This window comes from Brachymonas denitrificans (assembly GCF_907163135.1).
In the GTDB taxonomy this organism is placed as follows: domain Bacteria; phylum Pseudomonadota; class Gammaproteobacteria; order Burkholderiales; family Burkholderiaceae_C; genus Brachymonas; species Brachymonas denitrificans_A.
Genome location: NZ_CAJQUA010000001.1, coordinates 2,590,561 through 2,612,810, shown reverse-complemented (window position 1 = coordinate 2,612,810; position 22,250 = coordinate 2,590,561). Strand labels below are relative to the sequence as shown.

The 22,250-nt window shown below is 63.3% G+C and carries 19 protein-coding genes and 1 pseudogene; 9 read left to right on the top strand and 11 right to left on the bottom strand.

Annotated elements, in window-relative coordinates; translation table 11 throughout:
- Positions 1 to 8: 8 nt before the first annotated feature.
- The 4 genes from KKQ75_RS12240 (at position 9) to KKQ75_RS12225 (ending at position 4,996) form a co-directional block, all read left to right on the top strand.
- On the top strand, positions 9 to 1,085 hold the full coding sequence (locus KKQ75_RS12240; protein ID WP_213362492.1) for a branched-chain amino acid ABC transporter permease: 1,077 nt from the start codon (positions 9 to 11) through the stop codon (positions 1,083 to 1,085).
- Between the two features lie 90 nt (positions 1,086 to 1,175).
- Positions 1,176 to 2,606, top strand: a complete 1,431-nt coding sequence (locus KKQ75_RS12235) for an ABC transporter substrate-binding protein (protein WP_250131087.1) — start codon at positions 1,176 to 1,178, stop codon at positions 2,604 to 2,606.
- Positions 2,607 to 2,756: 150 nt separating this feature from the next.
- Complete coding sequence (locus KKQ75_RS12230) at positions 2,757 to 3,602, top strand: ABC transporter ATP-binding protein (protein ID WP_213362490.1); 846 nt, start codon at positions 2,757 to 2,759, stop codon at positions 3,600 to 3,602.
- Positions 3,603 to 3,748: 146 nt separating this feature from the next.
- A complete protein-coding gene (locus KKQ75_RS12225; RefSeq protein ID WP_213362488.1) occupies positions 3,749 to 4,996 on the top strand; it encodes a phenylacetate--CoA ligase family protein in 1,248 nt (415 codons plus the stop codon).
- Between the two features lie 141 nt (positions 4,997 to 5,137).
- Here KKQ75_RS12225 and KKQ75_RS12220 read toward each other — a convergent pair whose 3' ends face one another.
- Entirely contained in the window at positions 5,138 to 5,737 is a 600-nt protein-coding gene (locus KKQ75_RS12220; RefSeq protein ID WP_213362486.1) for a nitroreductase family protein, read from the bottom strand.
- A gap of 161 nt (positions 5,738 to 5,898) precedes the next feature.
- Here KKQ75_RS12220 and KKQ75_RS12215 point away from each other — a divergent pair, with 161 nt between their 5' ends.
- Together KKQ75_RS12215 and KKQ75_RS12210 are read left to right on the top strand one after the other, a co-directional pair.
- Positions 5,899 to 6,831, top strand: coding sequence for a LysR family transcriptional regulator (locus KKQ75_RS12215; RefSeq protein WP_213362484.1), 933 nt, complete (start codon positions 5,899 to 5,901; stop codon positions 6,829 to 6,831).
- An 8-nt stretch (positions 6,832 to 6,839) separates the two neighbouring features.
- A complete protein-coding gene (locus KKQ75_RS12210; protein WP_213362483.1) occupies positions 6,840 to 7,808 on the top strand; it encodes a ribonuclease Z in 969 nt (322 codons plus the stop codon).
- A gap of 99 nt (positions 7,809 to 7,907) precedes the next feature.
- Here the strand turns inward: KKQ75_RS12210 and KKQ75_RS12205 are convergent, their stop codons facing one another.
- The 4 genes from KKQ75_RS12205 to KKQ75_RS12190 form a co-directional block, all read right to left on the bottom strand.
- Positions 7,908 to 8,762, bottom strand: a complete 855-nt coding sequence (locus KKQ75_RS12205; RefSeq protein WP_213362482.1) for a DsbA family protein — start codon at positions 8,760 to 8,762, stop codon at positions 7,908 to 7,910.
- A gap of 65 nt (positions 8,763 to 8,827) precedes the next feature.
- The gene (locus KKQ75_RS12200) at positions 8,828 to 9,544 is read right to left on the bottom strand and encodes a glutathione S-transferase N-terminal domain-containing protein (RefSeq protein ID WP_213362481.1); all 717 of its coding nucleotides are present in this window, start codon (positions 9,542 to 9,544) and stop codon (positions 8,828 to 8,830) included.
- Between the two features lie 225 nt (positions 9,545 to 9,769).
- A complete protein-coding gene (locus KKQ75_RS12195; RefSeq protein WP_213362480.1) occupies positions 9,770 to 10,810 on the bottom strand; it encodes a recombination-associated protein RdgC in 1,041 nt (346 codons plus the stop codon).
- A 183-nt stretch (positions 10,811 to 10,993) separates the two neighbouring features.
- Positions 10,994 to 11,473: a DUF411 domain-containing protein gene (locus KKQ75_RS12190; protein ID WP_213362479.1), complete on the bottom strand. Its 480-nt coding sequence runs from the start codon at positions 11,471 to 11,473 to the stop codon at positions 10,994 to 10,996.
- Positions 11,474 to 11,795: 322 nt separating this feature from the next.
- On the opposite strand from KKQ75_RS12190, the gene KKQ75_RS12185 reads away from it, so the two are divergent.
- The 3 genes from KKQ75_RS12185 to KKQ75_RS12175 all read left to right on the top strand — a co-directional run bounded on the left by KKQ75_RS12185 (position 11,796) and on the right by KKQ75_RS12175 (position 13,367).
- Positions 11,796 to 12,236 carry a hypothetical protein gene (locus tag KKQ75_RS12185; RefSeq protein ID WP_213362478.1) on the top strand — a complete coding sequence of 147 codons (441 nt, stop codon included), beginning with the start codon at positions 11,796 to 11,798 and terminating at the stop codon, positions 12,234 to 12,236.
- A gap of 199 nt (positions 12,237 to 12,435) precedes the next feature.
- Positions 12,436 to 13,011 carry a hemerythrin domain-containing protein gene (locus KKQ75_RS12180; protein WP_213362476.1) on the top strand — a complete coding sequence of 192 codons (576 nt, stop codon included), beginning with the start codon at positions 12,436 to 12,438 and terminating at the stop codon, positions 13,009 to 13,011.
- A 20-nt stretch (positions 13,012 to 13,031) separates the two neighbouring features.
- The gene (locus tag KKQ75_RS12175) at positions 13,032 to 13,367 is read left to right on the top strand and encodes a cupin domain-containing protein (protein WP_213362474.1); all 336 of its coding nucleotides are present in this window, start codon (positions 13,032 to 13,034) and stop codon (positions 13,365 to 13,367) included.
- A gap of 84 nt (positions 13,368 to 13,451) precedes the next feature.
- On the opposite strand, the gene KKQ75_RS12170 is transcribed toward KKQ75_RS12175, so the two are convergent.
- From KKQ75_RS12170 to KKQ75_RS12145, 6 genes and pseudogenes are all read right to left on the bottom strand, one after another.
- Positions 13,452 to 13,772, bottom strand: coding sequence for a DUF1634 domain-containing protein (locus KKQ75_RS12170; RefSeq protein ID WP_213362472.1), 321 nt, complete (start codon positions 13,770 to 13,772; stop codon positions 13,452 to 13,454).
- Positions 13,769 to 14,619 (bottom strand): annotated as a pseudogene (locus KKQ75_RS12165) (sulfite exporter TauE/SafE family protein). The gene KKQ75_RS12170 and the pseudogene KKQ75_RS12165 overlap by 4 nt, the downstream one beginning before the upstream one ends.
- Before the next feature lie 27 nt (positions 14,620 to 14,646).
- Positions 14,647 to 16,119 (bottom strand): HsdM family class I SAM-dependent methyltransferase, encoded by a 1,473-nt coding sequence (locus KKQ75_RS12160; protein ID WP_213362471.1) that lies wholly within the window; start codon positions 16,117 to 16,119, stop codon positions 14,647 to 14,649.
- Positions 16,120 to 16,245: 126 nt separating this feature from the next.
- Positions 16,246 to 17,901, bottom strand: coding sequence for an ATP-binding protein (locus KKQ75_RS12155; RefSeq protein ID WP_213362470.1), 1,656 nt, complete (start codon positions 17,899 to 17,901; stop codon positions 16,246 to 16,248).
- Positions 17,898 to 19,424, bottom strand: a complete 1,527-nt coding sequence (locus tag KKQ75_RS12150) for a restriction endonuclease subunit S (RefSeq protein WP_213362469.1) — start codon at positions 19,422 to 19,424, stop codon at positions 17,898 to 17,900. Before KKQ75_RS12150 ends, KKQ75_RS12155 begins: the two co-directional genes overlap by 4 nt.
- The gene (locus tag KKQ75_RS12145) at positions 19,421 to 22,201 is read right to left on the bottom strand and encodes a type I restriction-modification enzyme R subunit C-terminal domain-containing protein (RefSeq protein ID WP_213362468.1); all 2,781 of its coding nucleotides are present in this window, start codon (positions 22,199 to 22,201) and stop codon (positions 19,421 to 19,423) included. The genes KKQ75_RS12150 and KKQ75_RS12145 overlap by 4 nt, the downstream gene beginning before the upstream one ends.
- Positions 22,202 to 22,250: the final 49 nt, after the last annotated feature.

Here is a 22,250-nt window from a genome sequence, read left to right as displayed (position 1 = left end):
ACTTTCCCATGCTTTACCGCGAAAACGGTCAGTTCAAGACCACCTACCGCGCCGACCAGGCCATGCTGCCGATCAAGCAGGACCGCCTGTTCATGATCCTGCTGCTGGCTGCCGTGTTCCTGGTGATTCCGGCGATTGCCACACCCTACTGGTTCACCGCCATCCTGATCCCGCTGGTCATCATGTGTCTGGCTGCGCTTGGCGTGAACGTGCTGGTGGGCTACTGCGGCCAGATCTCGCTGGGTTCCGGCGCCTTCATGGCCGTCGGTGCCTATGGCGCCTACAACCTGTTCGTACGCCTGCCGGGCGTGCCGCTGGTTGCGGCGCTGATCTTCGGCGGCGTCTGCGCCCTGCTGTTCGGCATCCTGTTCGGCCTGCCCTCGCTGCGCGTGAAGGGCCTGTACCTGGCCGTGGCCACGCTGGCGGCCCAGTTCTTCAGCGACTGGATGTTCCTGCGCATCAAGTGGCTGACCAACAACTCCGCTTCCGGCTCCGTGTCCGTCAGCAACCTGAGCTTCTTCGGCATCCCGCTGGATACGCCCATGGCCCGCTACGTGTTCTGCCTGGCCGTGCTGGTCGTCACCGCCGTGCTGGTGAAGAACCTGGTGCGCGGCGCCATCGGCCGCGAGTGGATGGCCATCCGCGACATGGACGTGGCTGCCGCCGTGATCGGCATCCGCCCGATGTTCGCCAAGCTGTCCGCCTTTGCCGTCAGTTCCTTCATCGTGGGCATGGCCGGCGCGCTGTGGGGCTTCATCCACCTGAGCTCCTGGGAGCCGGGCGCCTTCAACGTGGACGTGTCCTTCAAGCTGCTGTTCATGGTGATCATCGGCGGCATGGGCTCGATCATGGGCAGCTTCTTCGGCGCCGCCTTCATCGTGCTGCTGCCGATCTTCCTGACCAACTTCCTGCCCTTCGTCGCCGGCCTGTTCGGCGCCCAGGTGTCCACCGCCACCATCTCGCACATCGAATACATCATCTTCGGTGCGCTGATCGTGTGGTTCCTGATCGTAGAGCCGCACGGCCTGGCCAAGCTCTGGGCCATGGCCAAGCAGAAACTGCGCATCTGGCCGTTCCCGCACTGATCTCCGGGAAATTACCAAACCAAATTCTGTCAAATTTCTGACAACCTGAGCACCCTGTTCATCCGAGTTCATAACCAAGGAGACAACCCCATGAACGCACTGACCCTCCGCACCGGCCTGACCGGCATCGCCATTGCCGCAGCCCTGGCCCTGTCGGCCTGCGGCAAGCAGGAAACCGCCTCTGCCCCGGCCGCTTCCGGCGGTGCCTCCGGCGCCACCACCACTGCTGCTGCAGGCGGCGGCAACACTGGCGGCTCTCCCGCTGCCACCGGTGATACGCAGTTCTTCCCGCTGCTGTCCTACCGTACCGGCCCCTACGCTCCCAACGGCATCCCGTGGGCCGATGGCAAGCAGGATTACCTGAAGATGATCAACGAGCGTGATGGCGGCATCAACGGCGTGAAGATCTCCTTCGAGGAGTGCGAGACCGGCTACGCCACCGACCGCGGCGTGGAGTGCTACGAGCGCCTGAAGACCAAGCCCGGCGTGACCCTGTTCGATCCCCAGTCCACCGGCATTACCTTCGCCCTGACGGAGAAGGCTCCCGTCGACAAGATCCCGCTGATGACCTTCGGCTACGGCCTGTCCGTGTCGCAGAACGGCGACTTCTTCAAGTGGAACTTCCCGCTGATGGGCAGCTACTGGACCGCCGCTGACGCGCTGATCCAGCACATCGGCACCAAGGAAGGCGGTCTGGACAAGCTCAAGGGCAAGAAGATCGCCCTGGTCTACCACGACAGCCCGTTCGGCAAGGAGCCGATCCCCCTGCTGCAGAAGCGCGCCGAAATGCATGGCTTCGAGCTGCAGATGCTGCCTGTGACCGCCCCTGGCGTGGAACAGAAGGCCACCTGGCTGCAGGTGCGCCAGAGCAAGCCCGACTACGTGCTGCTGTGGGGCTGGGGCGTGATGAACTCCACCGCCATCAAGGAGGCACAGGCCACCGGCTATCCGCGCGACAAGATGTACGGCGTGTGGTGGGCGGGTGCCGAGCCTGACGTCAAGGACGTGGCTGCCGGCGCCAAGGGCTACAACGCCCTGACGCTGAACGCCTCCGGCCAGGAGCCCAAGGTGATCCAGGACATCCTGAAGCACGTGTACGAGAAGGGCAACGGCACCGCCAACAGCAAGGACGAAGTGGGTACCGTGCTGTACAACCGCGGCGTCGTGATCCAGATGCTGGGTGTGGAAGCCGTGCGCGCCGCCCAGGAGAAGTTCGGCAAGGGCAAGGTCATGACCGCAGAGCAGGTGCGCTGGGGCATGGAAAACCTGAAGCTGACGAAAGAGAAGCTGGCCGAGCTGGGCTTCGGCGACATGGTGCACCCGATCAGCACCAGCTGCAAGGACCACATGGGCTCCACCGCTTCCCGCGTGCAGACCTGGGATGGCAGCAAGTGGGCGCCGGTGTCCGACTGGATCCAGGCCGACCCCGCCGTGGTTGATCCGCTGATCAAGGCAGGTGCCGAGAAGTACGCCGGCGAAAAGGGCATCAAGGCCCGCGAAGAAGCCGACTGCAACAGCTGATGCGCTGTCTGGCAACCCTGCCCATGCAGGGTTGCCGGCTCCCCCGGGAGCCCCGCTGTTCCGGCAGCGGCAAGCTGATGCCCCGCGTCGTCTTGCCAGTGCCGCGCCAGATGCAAGGCCGCAACCCATACTGATAACGGAGACAAGCCCATGGAAGCCACCGCTACCGCCACCGACACCCGCTCGCCACTGACTGCACCGGCGCTGGTGACCGTCAACGGCATCGAGGTCATCTACAACCACGTGATCCTGGTGCTCAAGGGGGTATCCCTGGCCGTGCCGCAAGGCAGCGTGGTCGCCATTCTGGGCGGCAACGGCGCCGGCAAGACCACCACGCTGCGTGCCATTTCCAACCTGCTGGCCGGCGAGCGCGGCGAGGTGACCAAGGGCACCATCGAGTACCGCGGCGAGCAGATCCAGAACCTGAACCCGGCCGAACTGGTCAAGCGCGGCGTGGTGCAGGTGATGGAAGGCCGCCACTGCTTCGCCCACCTCACCATCGAGGAGAACCTGCTCACCGGCGCCTACACGCGCAAGGACAAGGGCGAGATCTCCGCCAACCTGGAAAAGGTCTACAACTACTTCCCGCGCTTGAAGACGCGCCGCACCAGCCAGGCCGCCTATACCTCCGGCGGCGAGCAGCAGATGTGCGCCATCGGCCGCGCGCTGATGAGCAACCCCAACATGGTGCTGCTGGACGAGCCCTCCATGGGCCTGGCGCCGCAAATCGTGGAAGAAGTGTTCGAGATCGTGAAGGATCTCAACACCAAGGAAAAGACCACCTTCCTGCTGGCCGAGCAGAACACCAACATGGCGCTGCGCTACGCCGACTATGGCTACATCATGGAAAGCGGCCGCATCGTGATGGACGGCACCGCCAAGGATCTGGCCAGCAACGAGGACGTGAAGGAGTTCTACCTCGGCGTTGGCGGCGGCGAGCGCAAGAGCTTCAAGGAAGTCAAGAGCTACAAGCGCCGCAAGCGCTGGCTGGCCTGATGTTTCCACTCCGGGCGGCCTGAGCGCTGTCCGGACTCCGGCCTGCGCCCCCGCAGTTCCTGCAGGCTTCGTCGAACGAATACCCCTTCCATGCTTCCTGCGCGGATGCGCGGGAAGGCCTTCTGCAGCCTGAAAACGCACAAGCCATGCATACCTTCTACGATTCCCTCGAAAACCGCAGCCCCGCCGACCGCGAAGCCGCCCTGCTCGCCGCCCTGCCCAGGCAGATCGCCTACGCGCAACAGAACGCACCGGCCATGGCCGAACAGCTGGCCGGCATCGACGCCGCCGGCATCACCAGCCGCGAAGCGCTCGCCACGCTGCCGGTGATCCGCAAGTACGAGCTGCTGGAGCGCCAGCAGGCGCAGCGTGCCGAGAACCCGTTCGGGGGTTTTGCCGCCATCGGCATGGGCCCGAAAATGGCGCGTGTGTTCGCCAGCCCCGGCCCGATCTACGAACCCGAGGGCAAGGGCAGGGATTACTGGCGCATGGCGCGCACGCTGCATGCCGCCGGCTTTCGCAGCGGCGAGCTGGTGCACAACTGCTTCAGCTACCACTTCACCCCCGCCGGTTCGATGATGGAAACCGGCGCACATGCGCTGGGCTGCACGGTGTTTCCGGGCGGCATCGGCCAGACCGAGCAGCAGGTGGAGGCCATGCGCGACCTGAAGCCGGCCGGCTACATCGGCACGCCCAGTTTCCTGAAGATCATCCTGGAAAAGGCCGCCGACATGGGCGTGGCACTGCCTTCGCTGAAGAAGGCGCTGGTCAGCGGCGAAGCGTTCCCGCCCAGCCTGCGCGACTGGTTCGCCGAGCGCGGGGTGCAGGGCTACCAGTGCTATGCCACGGCCGACCTGGGCCTGATCGCCTACGAGACCAGCGCACGCGAAGGCCTGGTGCTCGATGAAGGCGTGATCGTCGAGATCGTGCGCCCCGGCACGGGCGACCCGGTGCCCGAAGGCGAAGTGGGCGAACTGGTGGTGACCACGCTCAACCCGGACTATCCGCTGATCCGCTTCGGCACCGGCGACCTGTCTGCCGTGCTGCCGGGCCAGTGCCCGACCGGCCGCACCAACACCCGCATCAAGGGCTGGATGGGGCGCGCCGACCAGACCACCAAGGTGCGCGGCATGTTCGTGCATCCGGGCCAGGTGGCCACGGTGGCCAAGCGCTTCCCCGCGGTGCAGAAGGCGCGGCTGGTGGTCAGCGGCGAGATGGCGAACGACAAAATGGCGCTGCACGTGGAATGCGCCGAGCAGAGCGCCGAACTGCAGCAGGCCATCGCCGACGCCGTGCGCGAAGTGACCAAGCTGCGTGCCGATGTGGTGTTCTGCGCGCCAGGCAGCCTGGCCAACGATGGCAAGGTGATCGAGGACGCGCGCAGCTACGCATAAGGCCCTCGCTGCGAAACAGGCGCGCTGGCGGGAAAACGGCAAAGGCCGGCATTTTCGTGCCGGCCTTTGTGCTTTGGCACCGGCGCATACCGATCAGATTGGGCCGGACCGCATCACGCCAGTGACACAAGGAGCTTGGTTTCAGGCAAACACACGGAAACGCGCAGCGTCGTCCATGAAAGCCTTGTCACCGAACGGTGCCTCGTGCGAGCCGAAGGGCATCTGCGCGCGCAGCTTCCAGGAAGCAGGGATATTCCACTCCTTCTGCGCCGCCTCGTCCACCACCGGGTTGTAATGCTGCAGGCTGGCGCCGATGCCGGCTTCGGCCAACGCCGTCCACACCGCGAACTGTGCGATGCCGGTGGAGTGCTCGGACCAGATCGGGAAGTTGTCGGCATAGGCGGCAAACTGCTGCTGCAGGCCTTTCACCACGTCCTGGTCTTCGTAGAACAGCACGGTGCCGGCGCCGGCAGCAAAGCTGTCCAGCTTCTTCTCGGTGGCGCCGAAGCTCTCGGCGGGCACCATGGGGCGCAGCGCTTCCTTCACCAGATCCCAGAATTTCACGCTTTGTGCGCCGAACAGGATCACGGCACGCGAGCTCTGCGAGTTGAAGGCGGAAGGCGCCTGGCGGATGGCTTCCTGGATGAGGTTGGCGGCAGCCTCCTGGCTGAACGGCAGCTGCTTGCCGAGGGCATACTGGGTGCGGCGCTTGGTGAAACTGTGGATGGCGGTGTTGCTCATGAAAACTCCTGGAATTGGGGGATGAACCGATCAGCTGGAGCCCATGACGGACGCCATCCGAACGCGATGAATCCAGTGTAGGAAAATCGCCGAATGATTAGAATAGAAAATATCGAATATCACTCTTTCCATTTTTCAACCAATCACATGCAGGCACTGCCATGAAGAAGCTGCCGGATCTGGAAGCCTGGGCCATCTTCGCCAAGGTGGCCGAAACCGGCTCGTTTGCCAGAGCTGCGGAGGAACTGGGCCTGTCCCAGGCCACCGTCTCCAAGGCAATCACGCGCCTGGAGGCGCGCATGCAGACCATGCTGTTCCACCGCACCACGCGCCGCATGTCGCTCACCGAAAGCGGGCAGACCGCGCTGGAGTACGCCACCCGCATTCTGGAAGAAGGCGAAGCAGTCGAGGCCGAGCTGGCCGAACAATCCGTCAGCCTGCGCGGGCTCATCCGGATGACGGCGCCCATGTCCTTCGGGCTGAACTACGTGGCGCCGCTGCTGCCCGCCTTTCTCGAGGCGCACCCCGAGGTGCGGCTGGACATCGAATTCAGCGATGACCACATCGATCTGGTGGGGCAGCGCTTCGATCTGGCGCTGCGCATCTCCAATCTGGTCGACTCCAGTCTGCTGGCGCGCCAGTTGTGCACCATCCGCCTGCTGCTGGTCGGCACGCCCGCGTATTTCGCTTGCCATGGCAAGCCGCGCCATCCGCGTGACCTGGCCCGGCACAAGGCGCTGCAGTATGCCTACGCGCGCGGCGGGACCAACTGGAGCTTCCGCCATGCCCGCCACGGCGAGCTCACGCAGGAAACACACGGCGCCCTGCGCGTGAACAACGCCGAAGGCCTGATGCCCGCCCTGCTCGCGGGGCTGGGGCTGGCGCTGCAACCCGAGTTCATGGTCTGGCGCGAACTGCGCTCCGGGCAGCTGCTCTCGGTCATGGAAGAATGGCAGGTGGCGCCAGTCGCGCTGCACACCGTCACCCCGCCCGGGCGACGCCGGCCCGCCAGGGTGCAGGCGCTGCTGGACTACCTCGCCAGCAGCCTGGCCAACGCGCCCTGGGCCCGGCACGAAGAAACCGTGGCACCATGAATCCTGACATGCTCACCCTCACCTTTCTCGGCACCTCCTCCGGCGTGCCCACACGCCGCCGCAACATGAGCGCGCTGGCGCTGCAAACCGGCCCTGGCGCCTCCTGGGTGCTCGTCGATTGCGGCGAAGCCACGCAGCACCAGCTGCTGCGCGTGAAGCTCTCGGTGCGCGATCTCGAGGCGATCCTGATCACGCACGCCCATGGCGACCATTGCTACGGGCTGCCGGGCATGCTGGCCAGCGCCGCCATGCATGGCCGCACCAACCCCCTGCAACTGATCGCCCCGCAGGTGGTGCTCGACTGGGTGGAGGCTACGCGCCGCTGCGGCGACCTCTACCTGCCCTACCCGCTCGAAACGCTGGCGCTGGAAGACGCTCCCGCCGTGGTGCTGGAACGCCCCGGCTTGCGCATCGACCGCCACGCCCTGCTGCACCGCGTGCCCAGCGTGGCCTACCGGCTGGAAATATCACGCTCGCACACGCATCTGGATGGCGACGCGCTGCGCCAGCTCGGCCTGCCGCGCGGCCCGCTCTGGCGCCAGCTGCAGGATGGCCAGGACGTGCAATGGCAGGGCCGCACCATCCGCAGCACGGAGGTGCTGTGCCGGCATGTGGAACAGGTCCGCGCCGTGATTGCCGGCGACAATGCCGACCCCGGTCTGCTGGCCGAAGCCTGCGCCGATGCCCAGCTACTGGTGCACGAAGCCACCTACACCCGCCCGGTGCTGGACAAGGTCGGCCCCGAACGCATGCACAGCTGTGCCGAACAGGTCGCAGCCTTTGCCGAGCGCATCGGCCTGCCCAACCTGATTCTCACGCATTTCAGCCCGCGCTACGATCATGGCGACGGCATGGCGCAGCTGCGCCGCGAAGCCGTTTTGCAGTATGGCGGCACGCTGCATCTGGCGCGGGATTTCGACCAGTACACGCTGTCGCCGGATGGAGCGTTGCAATACCAGGGTTCCGTGCGCCGCTGACATGGGCCGCATGGTGCGGAGCGGGGTCGGCTGATGGCTGATGGCTGATGGCTGATGGCTGATGGCTGATGGCTGATGGCTGACCCCAGCCTGCACCCTTTACCGCGCCAGCACCGCCTCCACGCGCTGCCCCATGGCCTGTGCCGAGTCATAGCCCTGCGCCAGCAGATAGAGCTGCTGGCCCACGCGCAGCAGCACCGTGGGGAAGGCATTCACGCCCCATTGCCGGGCCAGCGCAAAATCCTGGCGTGTCGCCTCGATGGCCTGCGGCGCAGGAAAGCGGCGGGCAAATTCATCGGCATCCAGCCCCAGTTGCTCGCACGGCAGCCGGTAGAACTCCCCCTCGGACGGATCCGCATTGTCGGCATAGAACCGGTGCTGCACCGCCTTGAAGAAGCCATACAGGTCCAGTCCCGGGGCGCTGCCGTCGTCGCGCATGCCGCGGGCCACTACCACGGCACGGCAGGCCGGTTCGGTGTCGTAGTTGAACTGGTCGCGCTGCAGCAAGTCGTAGCTCACCGGCTGGCCGGTGCGGGCATGCACCTGCTGCCACTCATGACGCAGAAAGTCGCGGAACCTGGGTGTCCAGGCATCGCCGCCACCGGGTCGCAGGCCACCCAGAATCACTTCCAGCCCCATGCCCTGCGTTGCGGCATGCTGGCGCAGCCGGTCCAGCTCGGGCGCGATGCCCCAGCACCAGGAGCACATCGGGTCGCCGACGTAGATCAGTTCGGCATCCCGGGCGGGCGCCGCCGTTGCCCCGGAGGCGGTGGCATCACGATCCGCATGGGCAGTTTCCGGTTTGGCACCAGCGTTGGCCAGGTCTGCGGGCCGGCAAACACCCTCCGTACAGGATTCTTCAGCGGCATGGGCCTGCTTGGTCGCATCAACATCCAACGTCTGCGGTGCGGCTCCGGAATCGGGCGGCCGCCCGGGTTCAATCTGCTCGTTCATGACGCTCTCCTTGCGCTGCGCAAACGCGACGCTGATGCCGGCCCAGCCGGACGGTAGCAAGCGACTCAGTCCTGCGCCTTGGGCGGCGGCGGAATCAACAGGCCGCGCTGCACGGCGGGCCGCGCCACAAAGGCTTTGAGCACGCGGTCCACCTCGGCAAAGTCGCTGTAACCCACCAGCTCGCCCGCTTCGTAGAAACCGATCAGATTGCGCACCCAGGGAAATACGGCGATATCGGCGATCGAATAGTCGCTGCCCATGATCCAGTCCTTGCCGGCGAGGTGCCTGTCGAGCACGCCCAGCAGGCGGCGCGTTTCGGCGGCATAGCGGTCACGCGGGCGCTTGTCCTCGTACTCCTTGCCGGCAAACTTGTGGAAGAAGCCCAGTTGCCCCATCATCGGCCCGACGCCGCCCATCTGCCACATCAGCCACTGGATGATCTGATAGCGCGTCGCGGCGTCCTGCGACAGGAACTTGCCGGTTTTTTCGGCCAGGTAGATCAGGATGGCGCCGCTTTCCCACAGCGGCAGCGGCTGGCCGCCCGGGCCATCCGGGTCTATCAGCGCGGGGATCTTGTTGTTGGGGTTGAGCGAGATGAACTCGGGCGTCAGCTGGTCATTGGTGGCAAAGTCGACGCGATGCACCTCGTAGGGCAGGCCGCATTCCTCCAGCATGATCGAGGCCTTCACGCCATTGGGCGTAGGCAGCGAATACAGCTGGATGCGGTCGGGATGCTGCGCCGGCCACTTGCCGGTAATGGGGAATGCGGACAGATCGCTCATCAGGGCCTCCAATCGGTACAAGGGATGCCCCAGTATGCCGCGAAAGCGCTCTGCCCTGCGGGGTGCAGGGGCTTGCGTCAAGCACGCCCCCACAGCCATGACGGCTGCCTACCGCCGTCCGCCTTGCTGGCATACGACCTGATTGCGCTGGTGACTCACCAGTGGGGACAACACGCATCCCCGCCAGCATGATGCACCATCCGGCCTTGCCTGCTGCCTGCTGTTTCAGTCTGCCCACGGCGGCGTGCTGGTCGCCATCTCCATGGCAGGAGCATCCGTAGCCTCGGGAATTGCAGGCGCTGCAGCCGATGCCTGAGCGCTCTCCTGCGCAGCCGAAGGCGTCACGGGCGCAGCCGTCGCCCCGAGCACCTGCTCCCCGCCCAGCGCCTCGATCAAATCCGGCAACAGCTGCAGCAACTCGCCCGTCGTGATCGCCATATCCGAATCGAACACCGCATCCTTGTCGCGCTTGTCGATCTCCGGCATGTCCTCGAACACATCCTCCAGAAAATCGATCTTCTTGAGCTGCAGGGAGTCGGTGAGCACAAAGGACACGCGCCCGTTCCAGGTCATGGCCACGCGCGTCGGCACCTTGCCGCTGGTGATGTGCTGCTTCACCTCGTCGGTGTCCAGCGCATGGCGGGCGTAGCGCACCACGGATTTCATCTCGTCGGTGGACTTCAGCTCGCACTCGCGGTCGATGGTAAAGGCGTAGGGCTCCTCGCCCGTGCCCAGCCAGTGCGTCATCGCCACGGCGGGCGACATGGCCGTCTGCACCAGCGTGAGGGAGAGCCCGTCCAGCGCCTTGATCAGCAGCGTGGTGATCTCGTCTGCCTTCGAGTGGCTGCCTGCATCGATCACCAGCAGCCGCTCCTGCGGCGCCAGCCACACGCGCGTGGCGGACTGGCGCGTGAAGGCACGCGGCAGCAGTTCGTGCAGCGCCTGTTCCTTCAGCTCCCTGGTTTCCTTCTTGCCCGGCTTGCGGCCCGTGGTCTGCTCAATGTGCGCCACGATCTCTTCCACGCGCTGGCGCACGGCCGAGCCCGGCACCACGCGCTGCTCGGTCATCAGCTTGAGCAGCAGGTGCCCGCCCACCACTTCCACCAACGCCCCACCGGGCTCGCCACGCGGCTCCACCCATCCCAGCGATTTCTGCTGCGTCGGCCCGCAAGGCACAAAACGGCTCCCGTCCAGCGCCGACTCGATGTCGGCCGCGCCGGCATTCCACTCCGCAGCGATGCGGTACACGATCAGATTCTTGAACACTGCTTTCCTTTGGGTTGCAGCCAGAAAGCAATCGCCCCGGATTCGACCGGGGCGATCAGGTCTGGCAAGGGCCATGCACACGGGGGCAATGCCGCGATGCGCCCAGCGCATCTACGGGCTGCGCCGCCGTGGCGCCAATACCGATATCCTAGCCGGTCTGGCGAAGCATCCGTGTGCAGGAAGTCACGCGTAGCGCTTGAACACGCGGCTGCTGCCGTCGCGCTGCACCAGCAGCACGGCATAGGGGTCGCGGCGGCCGCCGTAGACCGGGCCATCCATGCCCGGAGAGCCAATCGGCATGCCCGGCACCGCCAGACCCAGCGCCCTGGGACGCTCGCCCAACAGGCGCTTGACGTCCGATGCCGGCACATGCCCCTCGATCACATAACCGCCCACCAGCGCCGTATGGCAGGACGCATACTGCTGCGCCAGCCCCAAGCGCGCGCGGATGGCGTTGTTGCCGCTCTCGTGCGCACGCACGCGGAAGCCGTTTTTTTGCATGTGCGCGATCCAGTCCTTGCAACAGCCGCAACTGGCGTCTTTCCATACCTCTACCTGCGGCAGGGCAGATTGCGCGCGCGCCATGCCCATCAGGGGCAGCAGCGTGGCGACGGCGGAAATCTGGAGAAGCTGGCGGCGGGAGGAATGGGGCTTGCGGGACATGGCAGTCATGAAGTAAAAACAGTGGAGCCATGATAGCGCAGCAAAATTCCCTATCGCACACATGGACATGTGATGCGTTGCCTTCCACGTGACAGGAACTGGCATGGATATCCTGATTCGCCATCGACCTGCTGGCCATCTACCCTCTGCTGCTGGGCGTGACGCTCTACGGCCTGATTCACGCGCTTCAACGTCGGAAGTCGTGACCAAAGGTGACGGCTTCGCGGCCACCGTCACATGCAGGCACAAAAGTGACCGTTCGGTCGGTTTCATTTGCGACAGTGACGTATAAACGCGGCTTTACAAGAACCACCTCATATCCATGCGCACTCGTACCCTCACCCTGTTCGCCGCCACCACCCTGACCCTGACCTTGGCCGCCTGCTCCGGCGACGTGCAGGAAGCCAAGTATTCCAGCCAGATCGAAGCCGCCAAGGCCGGCGCTATGGACCAGGGCTGGATCCCGCGCTGGCTGCCGGAAGAGGCTAGCAACATCCGCGAAGTCCACAACCTGGACAGCAATGAAAGCCTGGTGACCTTCACGCTGCCCGCCCAGCACCAGTGGGCACCTCCGGCCGCCTGCCAGCCGGCCGAGGCAGCCCAGTTGCCCGCCCCCGCTTTCGAGCGCAAATGGGTCCCGAAAAAACTCGACGGCTACACCACTTATGCCTGTGCTGAACCCGATGGCGGTTCTGGCGTGCAGCATGCACTCGCCATTGCGCCCGATCGCAGCAGCGTGCTGTACTGGGGCAGCAGCCGCTGAGGCCGCCTTGGAACAGTAGCGGCCAGGTGGAACGCAGCCAATCGTTCGACGTCCCAATAGCCCCGCTACCCATGTCTGAATAGGCGCCGTGTTTGCCCTGCACTGCCGATCCGTTTATAAAACGAACATCGGCAGATGTTTTTCTTTGTTGTATCAGCTGCGCGATCCATACCGCCCACTTTTCAACAAGGAGAACCCCATGAGTCTGGCTATCGACGACCTCATGCATGAACACGACGCCATCCTGTCCTCTTTCCGGCTCCTGGATGGCATGAGCCGGGCCCTGGCTGCAGGCCAGCCCATCGCCGCCAGCGATGCCGTGGAATTGCTCGGCTTTCTGCGCGAATTCGGTGACAGCTGTCACCACGGCAAGGAAGAAGGATTCCTGTTCCCCGCCATGGTCCATGCCGGCCTGCCGTCCGAAAGCGGCCCCATCGCCGTCATGCTGCACGACCACACGCAGGGACGCGCCTGGCTGCAGGCCATGGAACAGGCGCTGGGCCCGGAGTTTCGCCCCGACGCCTTCCTCACTGCCCTGCGCGGCTACGTCACGCTCATGCGCAGCCATATCGCCAAGGAAAACAACGTGCTCTTTCCCATGGCCGAAAACCTGCTCGACGCAGAAGCGCTGCAGACCCTGTTCGACCAGTTCGAAGAGCACGAGGCCCGCGTCATCGGCCCGGGGCGGCATCAGCAACTGCATGCCCTGCTCGAATCCCTGATCGCCCGCTACCCAGCCGCCGCGCACAGCCAGCACTCCCATGGCGTACACTGAGCCTCACAAGGAGGCAAGCCATGGACGCCAAAGACAGCGCACCGGAAGTGCGCAACCTCAAGCAGCTGCTGCAATACCAGGACAAGGCCGTCGTAAGCCGCATGCTGGTGAAGAACTCCGCCGGCAGCGTCACCCTGTTCGCCTTCGACGGCAACGAGGGGCTGAGCGAACATACCGCTCCCTATGATGCCCTCGTCGTCGGCGTCGAGGGCCGCGCGGAAGTGCCCATCGGCGGCGTGACGCACCTCGTGGGCGAAGGCGACTCGCTGCTGATGCCGGCCAACATCACGCATGCCATCAAGCCGCTGGGCGGGTTCAAGATGCTGCTGGTGATGATCAAGGGCGAAGTGAAATAGGCCATCGTCTCGGGGAGGAGGTTTGCATCGCGCCTGGCGTGATGGCGGTTGCGCAGTTGCGCGCCTGCGTGCTATTCCCCGGCGCTATAGCCCCAGCCATACCCCGGCCGCCATGATCAGCAACACCAGTGCGGCAATGCCCGCATAAACGCGATCCCGCTCGCGCAGGAACATCAGCAACATCGCCAGCACCCGCGCCACCGACAGCAGGATGAACAGGCCGACGCCTGCGGTCACCAGCGTCAGCCCACTGATGCCGATCGCGGGCATGCCGGCATAACGCTGCAGCAGATCCAGCCCGATTCCCAGCGCAATCACGCCCGACGCCAGCCAGGTGCCGAACCACAGCAGGGCTGCCAGCCACAGATCGCGGCGCTCCATGCCTTTCGGAGCCTGCGGCTTCATGCACCGCCTCCCGGCAGACTGACACCCAGCGCGCTCAGCCCCATCTGCACTGCCAGCAGCACCAGCACCACGGCAAAGAACAGCCGCAACCGGTCCGCCGGCAGGCCCATCAGCAACCGCGCGCCGAGCAAGGCCCCCCACCACCGAACCCAGCGCCACCGGCCCGGCAACGCCGATGTCGATGTCCCCACGCACGAAATACGCCCCCGCACTGGCCGCCGCCGTCACACCGATCATGAAGTTGGAGGTAGCCGACGAGACCTTGATCGGCAGCCGCAAGGCCGTGTCCATGGCGGGAATTTTCAGCACGCCGGAGCCCCAGCAGCGCGGAAATAACGCCGGCCCCGTACATCAGGCCCAGCCCTAGCGGCAGATTACCCACCTGATAGCTCACTTCGCGCCCCAGCACCCGGTCAGAAAACGTGCCATGCAGAAGCAGAGCGGTCGACCAGCTGCGTGCATCAGCCGTCTCGGCCGCCACCCGCTCCTTGCGCAGCGCCAGCATCTGCCGCGCCGATACCAGCAGGATCAGCGCAAACAGCCCGTACAAAAAGGCGGTGGACACCATCCCGATCAGGAACACTCCCGTCAGCGCGCCAATCGTCGTCGCCGTCTCCAGCACGATGGCCAGCCGCACATTCGTCAGCCGCTCCTTCAGGAAGGCCGCCGCACTGCCACAGGAACACGCAATCACCGAAATCAGGCTGGCGCCAATCGCGCCGTGGATATCCACCCCGAACAGCAGCGTCAGCATCGGCACGATGAAAATGCCGCTGGCCATGCCCAGCACGCCGCCCAGGGCGCTGGCGGCGAAGGCGGCGGTGAAGAGCCAGAGGGTGGTGGACAGGTCAGGCAATGCCGGGTAACTCCGCGCTCAGGAAGCAGGCTGGACTTTCGGCAAGGCCGCAGCCACATCGCGAAAGGCCGACAAGGCAGCCTCCAGGTGCTCGATGATTTCCTGCTGCAGCACATCCGGAGGCGGCAAGTCATCCAGATTGTCCAGACTCTCATCCTTGAGCCAGAAAATATCCAGACTGGCCTTGTCCCGGGCCATCAGTTCCTCGTAACTGAAATACCTGAACCGCTCCGACTCTTGCCGTTCGTGGCGATTCTCCGGGTGGTAGCACTGGATGAAGTCCTGCAGGTCCGCCAGCTTGAGCGTGCGCGTCTTCAGCGTAAAGTGCTTGTTTGTGCGCAGGTCATAAAACCAGATACCCTGGGTATGGACGCGCCCGTCCTTGGGCGCATTGTCGAAGAACACCACGTTGGCCTTGACGCCCTGTGCATAGAAAATCCCGGTCGGCAGGCGGAGGATGGTATGCACGTCGCAGTTTTCCAGCAGCTTGCGCCGGATCTTTTCGCCCGCGCCCCCTTCAAACAGCACGTTGTCCGGCAATACCACGGCAGCCTTGCCGTCCACCTTGAGCATGCTGACGATGTGCTGCAGAAAATTGAGCTGCTTGTTCGAGGTGGTTTCCCAGAAGTCCTGGCGCTCATAAGTCAGCGCATCCCGGTCTTCTTCTCCATCCTCGTTGGTGATGGTCATGCTGCTTTTCTTGCCGAAAGGAGGGTTGGCCAGCACGTAGTCCACCTTGCGCCCGGGTTCGCTGATCAGCGCATCGGAGCGGTCGATGGAAGGTTCCCCCACAAGCTCTCCGATGTTGTGCAAGAACAGGTTCATCAGGCACATGCGGCGCGTGTTGGGAACGATCTCGTTGCCAAAGAAGGTCTGGTCTTTCAGGAAGGCCTTCTGGCGCTTGTCCAGCCTGGCCTCGGGTCGGTTCAGCCAGTTGTACGCACCCAGGAAAAAACCTCCGGTGCCGCAGGCCGGGTCGGCAATGGTCTTCATCGGCTCGGGACGCACGCAAGCCACCATCGCCTCGATCAGGGCACGCGGCGTGAAGTATTGCCCCGCTCCGCTCTTGGTGTCTTCCGCGTTTTTCTGCAGCAGGCCTTCGTACAGGTCACCCTTGGTGTCGGTATCCAGACTGATCCAGTCCTCGGCATCAATCATCTGCACCAGACGACTGAGCTTGGCCGGATCCTGGATCTTGTTCTGCGCCTTGAAGAAAATCGCGCCGAGCATGCCCGGCTCCTGCCCGAGCTTGTGCAGGATAGCCAGATACTGCGCCTCCAGCGGTTCGCCGGTCTTTACGCGCAGGCTGGACCAGCCATAGCCCATCGGAATGCGCGTATCGCGGTTGTAGGGTTCCCGTGCATATTCGTGTGCCAGCTTGAGGAACAGCAGATACGTCAACTGCTCCAGGTAGTCACCATAGCCCACGCCGTCATCGCGCAGGGTGTGGCAGAAGTTCCAGACTTTCTGGACGAGGGTGGAAGTATTCATGGCATGTCATCATGCATAAAGCACATGGCCAAAGACAAAAATCCCTGGAATGTCTTTATCAAGTTATTGAATTTATTAAGATTTCTTGTTTTTTTAAAGGACACTGGCGTGAGTTTTTCCGCCATTTCAGTCGATTTGTCCGTTAGGCTCGTACCAGTAGCGGCGCCAACGGCGCTCACCTTGGTACCTCACCACACCGGTTGCATGGAGCTCCTCCAATGCCCGCCGGATGGTGCGCTGGTCCAGCTCGGGAGCCACGCGCTGCTGCACCTCGACAGACGATGAGCCTGGGTAACGGGACAGATCTTCCACGACCAGCGCACGCAGGCGATGTGGCTCCATGCGTTTCAGGGTGGTTCTTCCATCCAGCCCTGCCCCCTTGAGCCAATCCGGCTGAACAAAATAACGGGTGGCCTGCGTTTTTCCGGATGACTGTACCAGCCCCAGAGCCATCAGCCGTCCCAGCCAACTCCCCCGCAACACCTCGGTGTTGGGCAGCTCCAGATGAGCCGCCAGCTCACGGGCTGTCAGGCTCTCGTGTGCGGCCAGCAGGCCCAGCGTAATGCGCTCGCGCGGACGCAACTGAAAGCGCTCGTCCGCCTCCGTCATGAGCCGGATGACCGCAGGCTTTTGCACACGACGCCCGATGGTGACGGATACCGAGTCTGCCCCTTCCTTCACCACCGGCACCGAGCGCCCCTGCGAGAGTTGTACCTCGTACATCAGGTCAAAGCCGGTGCCTTCCTTTTCCATCAGGTGCAGGTCATGAAACAGGCGTGCCAACTGATCATTGCGGCGACGATTGGCATGCAGCATGTTCTGCGGCGTCACGCCCAGGGGCAGGCGCCCCGGATTCACGATCTCGAACCGGTCGGGATGCAGATTCAGGAAGATGTCGCCCCGCTGCGTATAAGGGCGGTGCACCAGCGCATTGACCAGCAGTTCGCGCACCACCCGCTTGTCATACGCCGGCAGATGCTGGCGGTACAGGCCATCCGGCAGCTCATAACTTTCATGAAAATCCGGAATGGTGTTCCAGATGGCATCCACCAGTTCAACGGGAGACAGCGCGTAATCGTCCCACAGCCACTTGTTGATCTTCTGATCCAGTTCATCGAACTTGATCGCCTGCACAATCGGGGCCGTCCCCAGGCGCGCCCGATCCCGCGCGGTGCCCAGAATCAGCACGCCCAGGTTGGTCAATACGCCAGCATCCGCCAGGCCGTAGTGGGCCAGCAATTCATCGTCGTCCATGCCCTTGACGCCAACCTTGACCCGGTCCGAGGCGCGCAGGGCTGCAAGAACATCACGCACCTTGTGGGCGTCTGCCTGGCCCGATGCAATATGCATGCCGGTCATCGCCTCCCAGGGCACGGCAGGCCGGTCGTTGATGAGTTGCAGCACGTCATCGCCCAGCACCCGGCGGCAGCTGTCGCCTACACGCAGGAAATAACGACCATCGCTGGTAGAAGCCACCCCAGTAGCGCGCGCGACCCTCAAGGCGATGTATTCGCCGCCATTGGCAGCGGTCACCACTTCAGGCACCACCTGGACATTGACCGTGAGTTCGGCCACACGCTTGCGCACCAGTTCCGGCAAGGCGGGATCAATGCGTTGTTCGGAAGGCGGCAATTCCTGCTCGTCTTCAATGCCGATCAGAATGCTGCCACCCGAAGCATTGGCAAAGCAGACGCAGTCACCTGCCAGGGCGGCAAAGTCGGCCCTTTTGCCGGTGACCAGGCGCAGGGATTTCTGGTCCATGGTTTGCGACTCGCGGTTCATGCGGCGGCCTTTCTGGTCTTCGGGCCGCGCGGCTTGCGTGCAGGCGCTTGTGCGGCGCGCTCGGCGCGGATGCGTTCCAGCAGGACGCTGGCGGGTTCATCGTTGGGGTCTTGCGGCACCAGCTGGCCGGCGAAGGCGGCGCGGAGGATGTTTTGGCGTTGGGCAGCGGATTGGTTGAGAGAATGCTCGATGGGTTGCTCAAGCTCTTTGACTGCTTCCAACCGTTCATTCAACACCGTCAGTGTCATATCCTGCTCGGCAGCAGGCGCCAGCGGGATAGGTGTTTTCTTTAAATCGCTTCCAGAAATTCCAGTTTGGCCTGCGGTAGTTTTTACGCGTGACACCAGATGCTTCCGAGAGAAGCCTACATTGCCACATACCTCCATCCACGCTCCCAGCTTCCCTCCGGTAACCGGCTTCATCCGGACGAGTTTGTCTGGATGAAGTGTGCGTTCATGCACTCCTCTAACCATCCCAAAAACGCCCAACAGATCAACGCTGCCGTTGTAGCGAGTGGCCAAAACATCGCCCTCCTCGACCCAGTAGTCCTCGGCTTCGCTCTCTCTGATTTCAATATGTTTAATTGCGCCGAAGTTCACCGACATTGGCCGTACAGCGTTGATTCTTAATATTTGAAATCCCTTTTGGTCATTGTTGGGTGTCTTTGAAAGACCGTTTCGAACAAAATCCGACAGCTGATCCACGCTCGCCCACACCCACCCCTCCGGCAATTCCGGCAGCGCCGTGGTGTCCGCCTGCACCGGCTCAGGATATTTCCTCTGCCAGTCCTTGGGCGGCTTCTTGCCTTGCGCTTCGAACTTCGCCAACTGTTGGGCTTCCCAGCGGGCGCGGCGCTCCGCGAGGATGCGTTCCAGCAATTGCGCGCCCGTCTCGGCAGGCGCGTTCTGCTTGCGCCACTCTGCCGTCAGCGAGCCCTCGACAGCCGCTTTCAGCAGCGACTGGCGGTACTGCGCCAGCTTGCGCTGCGCGGCCTTGAGTTCGACCACGCCGGCATCTAGGTCGAACAACAGTTCTTCGAGTTTGGCGACAATGCGGGATTGCTCTGCAGCGGGTGGCAACTTCAATGGCAAGCCATTCAGAGCATCCAAGCGAATACCACTTACTGTTGTCCCCGAGCCCAAATCTTTAATGATCCGTTCACTTGCTCCAACCCAATACAAAAGAAAATCAGCGCTAACCCCGCTCCCAAAGAACAAGGCCTTTAAGTCTTGATTGATTGCACAGGCGACTGTAGGCCGCATCGCTCGCCCTAATGCAATTCGCGTAGCAACGATCAAAGTATTTGCCGGGATCAGGTTGGTGGCACTGTTAGCAAGCGCAAGCTCGCTAATGTGCTCTTCCGCATCCAATGGCCTCAAGGACTTCATGTCCTTGACAGTGAACCAAGGAATACTCCCTTTAAAGAAGGCAGGGACATTGCGAGATGGTGTGCCACCACCTACAACCGAAATCAGGACATCGCTGAGCGTGACATCAGCCCAGCCACTTGGCAACTCACTCACGCCACCAACTCCACATTCATCTCCTCCATCAACCCATCCAGCTCCTTGCCAAACAGCCCCCAAGCCTTCTGCAAGCCGCCCTTGTCCGCCAGCTCCGCATAGTCAAAATCATCGCGGTTGATGCTGCAACTGCTGGCAATATGCTCCTTGATCAGGCGCAGCCATTCCATTTGTTCGGGGCTGAAGGCAGTGGCGCGCTGGGCGTTATGGCGAAAGACCCAGGTCTGAAAACGGCGGTCCACTTCATCGGCAAAGGGCTTCAGTTCCTTGTCCAGCCCGATGGCAAAACGCACCAGACTCACCAGATCGGTCAACTGGCGCTTGCGGTCCGCACCCTGCACCTGGCTTTCCTGCACCCGCGCATAGGCGCTCCACAGCTTTTCGGTGGTCAGCAGCAGCGGCGGCTTGCTCAACTGTTCGTGCAGTTCCTCGATCATCTCGAACGCCAGTGCGCGCCGCTGGTAGGGCTGCTGGTAGAAAAAGCCCAGCGCCGCAATCTCGTCCTTGTGCTGCCGGATGTAATCGGCAAACCCCTGCACCACCGCCCGGGCCTGCGCTTCGGCCTGCTCCGAAAAGCCTGCAAACGTCACCTGGTCGGTGTTGATATGGTCGATGATCTGCTCGCGCTCGCGGCGGGCGCTCTCGATTTCATCGCGCAGTTCCGGCCGATCGAAAGGAGCGCAGGCAGCGGCCACGCGCTGCTGGCGGGCAGCCTCCAACTCCTGCGACAGCAGGGTGTCTTCGCTGCGTGTGATGCCCTGGGCTTTGGCCGTTTCCAGTGCGGTTTGCACGATCGCATCCGGATCCAGCGCCGTAATCAGCGCCTTGCCCAGTTCGCGCACCGGAATGCCGCCGCTGGCCTTTTCAATACGGGCCAGCGCCTTGTCGTCCAGCTGCTTGGCCAGGCGCACCAACCGGTTCGCGAGCGACAGCACGGTGTCATCGTCACGGCTGCCCATGGCCACGCCCTGCAGCAAGTCCTTGAGGGCCACCGTGGGCTTCTTTTCCAGCGGACGGCTTTCGGTCTTGAGCGACTTTTCCACGCCCACCGCATCAATCAGCACGAAGCGGTCCTTGGCACCGCTGGCACTGTTGCTGACGCGCTTGAGGCCATCGGCATCCAGGCTGCGCACGCCACGGCCCTTCATCTGCTCGTAATAGCCCTTGCTGCGCACGTCGCGCATGAACAGCAGCACTTCCAGCGGCTTCACGTCGGTGCCGGTGGCGATCATGTCCACCGTCACGGCGATGCGGGGGTGGTAGTCGTTGCGGAAGCTGCTCAGCACGCTGTCCGGGTCTTCTTCGGCACGGTAGGTGACCTTCTTGCAAAAGGCGTTGCCCTGCCCGTACACCTCGCGCACGATGTTGATGATGTCATCGGCATGGCTGTCGGTCTTGGCAAAGATCAGGGTCTTGGGCGTTTCCTGGCGGTTCGGGAAAATCTGTGTTTCTACCGCCGTCTTCATGGCCTGAATCACCTGGCGGATCTGGCTCGGGTTGACCACCGAACGATCCAGTTCCTTGCCGGTGTAGGCAGTGTCTTCCTCTGTCTCGCCCCAGCGCTTCTTGCGGGTCTGGCGGTCGCGGTGGTCCACCCATTCGCGCGCCTTCAGTTCCGCCCCCTTGCGCGTGATCTCGGTTTCGATCTCGTAAACGTCATAACCCACGTTCACACCATCCGCCACCGACTGCTCGTAGGTGTACTCGGCCACGATGTTCTCGTTGAAGAAACCGTAGGTGCGCTTGTCGGGCGTGGCAGTGAGGCCGATCAGGAAGGCATCAAAATAATCCAGCACCTGCTTCCACAGGTTGTAGATGCTGCGGTGGCACTCGTCGATGATGATGAAATCAAAGGTTTCCACCGGCACGGCCGCGTTGTAGCGCACCCACTTTTCCTGCTTTTGGGTTTGCTGCACTTCGTTGAGTGACAGGTCTTCGGCCGATTCGTCGATGGGCTCCCCGCTCAGGATGGAGTACATGCGCTGGATGGTGCTGATGCACACTTGGGCATGCGGATCAATGTGGCTGGACGCCAGCCGCTGCACGTTGTAGAGCTCGGTGAACTTGCGGCCATCGTCGGGCGGCGTGTAGGCCATGAATTCCTGGTGCGCCTGCTTGCCCAGGTTGCGCGTGTCCACCAGAAACAGGATGCGCTTGGCTCCACCGAACTTGAGCAGGCGATAGACCGAGGTAATGGCGGTAAAGGTCTTGCCGGCACCGGTCGCCATGTGCACGAGGGCGCGCGGCTTGTTGTGGGCCAGGGATTTCTCCAGACCTGTCACCGCGCTGATCTGGCAATCCCGCAGGTTGCGCTCCGGCAGGGCCGGCATTTGCTCTGCAAGCCGGCGACGCAGGGTGTGCGCCTGCGCCAGCCATTCCGCCAGTTGCTCCGGCTGGAAAAAGTGGAAGATCTCGCGCGACCGGGGCATGGGATCATGCCCGTCGGTGAACCGGATAATCTGTCCCGTCGCCTCGAACAGAAAGCGCAGCGGGGCATTGTCCTTGCGCCATTTCAGCGTTGCGGTGGCATAGCGCTCGGTCTGCTTCTCGGTAACCGTCAGGTTTTCGCCTGCGCTATCGCGCTTGGCCTCGATCACGCCACAGGCCACACGATTGACGAACAGCACGTAATCCGCCGGACCCGTATCCGTCGGGTATTCGCGTACCGCGACGCCCAGGCCGGCAGAGAGATTGAGTTGCCGCATGTCCTGCACGATCCAGCCGGCCGATTCCAGTTTCTGGTCGATCAGCAGACGTGCTTTCGTTTCAGGCGTCATGCGTGCTCCCCTTCCTGCCGCTCTAACTGGCGGTTATCGCATGGCTTTG

Bases quoted from the DNA above. Each gene is read 5' to 3' on its own strand.
- KKQ75_RS12230 (WP_213362490.1), top strand. From the start codon at position 2,757: ATGGAAGCCACCGCTACCGCCACCGACACCCGCTCGCCACTGACTGCA.
- KKQ75_RS12145 (WP_213362468.1), bottom strand. From the start codon at position 22,201: ATGACGCCTGAAACGAAAGCACGTCTGCTGATCGACCAGAAACTGGAA.
- KKQ75_RS12240 (WP_213362492.1), top strand. From the start codon at position 9: ATGCTTTACCGCGAAAACGGTCAGTTCAAGACCACCTACCGCGCCGAC.
- KKQ75_RS12200 (WP_213362481.1), bottom strand. From the start codon at position 9,544: ATGAGCGATCTGTCCGCATTCCCCATTACCGGCAAGTGGCCGGCGCAG.
- KKQ75_RS12210 (WP_213362483.1), top strand. From the start codon at position 6,840: ATGCTCACCCTCACCTTTCTCGGCACCTCCTCCGGCGTGCCCACACGC.
- KKQ75_RS12180 (WP_213362476.1), top strand. From the start codon at position 12,436: ATGAGTCTGGCTATCGACGACCTCATGCATGAACACGACGCCATCCTG.
- KKQ75_RS12205 (WP_213362482.1), bottom strand. From the start codon at position 8,762: ATGAACGAGCAGATTGAACCCGGGCGGCCGCCCGATTCCGGAGCCGCA.
- KKQ75_RS12235 (WP_250131087.1), top strand. From the start codon at position 1,176: ATGAACGCACTGACCCTCCGCACCGGCCTGACCGGCATCGCCATTGCC.
- KKQ75_RS12215 (WP_213362484.1), top strand. From the start codon at position 5,899: ATGAAGAAGCTGCCGGATCTGGAAGCCTGGGCCATCTTCGCCAAGGTG.
- KKQ75_RS12185 (WP_213362478.1), top strand. From the start codon at position 11,796: ATGCGCACTCGTACCCTCACCCTGTTCGCCGCCACCACCCTGACCCTG.
- KKQ75_RS12220 (WP_213362486.1), bottom strand. From the start codon at position 5,737: ATGAGCAACACCGCCATCCACAGTTTCACCAAGCGCCGCACCCAGTAT.
- KKQ75_RS12170 (WP_213362472.1), bottom strand. From the start codon at position 13,772: ATGAAGCCGCAGGCTCCGAAAGGCATGGAGCGCCGCGATCTGTGGCTG.
- KKQ75_RS12160 (WP_213362471.1), bottom strand. From the start codon at position 16,119: ATGAATACTTCCACCCTCGTCCAGAAAGTCTGGAACTTCTGCCACACC.
- KKQ75_RS12175 (WP_213362474.1), top strand. From the start codon at position 13,032: ATGGACGCCAAAGACAGCGCACCGGAAGTGCGCAACCTCAAGCAGCTG.
- KKQ75_RS12190 (WP_213362479.1), bottom strand. From the start codon at position 11,473: ATGTCCCGCAAGCCCCATTCCTCCCGCCGCCAGCTTCTCCAGATTTCC.
- KKQ75_RS12225 (WP_213362488.1), top strand. From the start codon at position 3,749: ATGCATACCTTCTACGATTCCCTCGAAAACCGCAGCCCCGCCGACCGC.
- KKQ75_RS12155 (WP_213362470.1), bottom strand. From the start codon at position 17,901: ATGAACCGCGAGTCGCAAACCATGGACCAGAAATCCCTGCGCCTGGTC.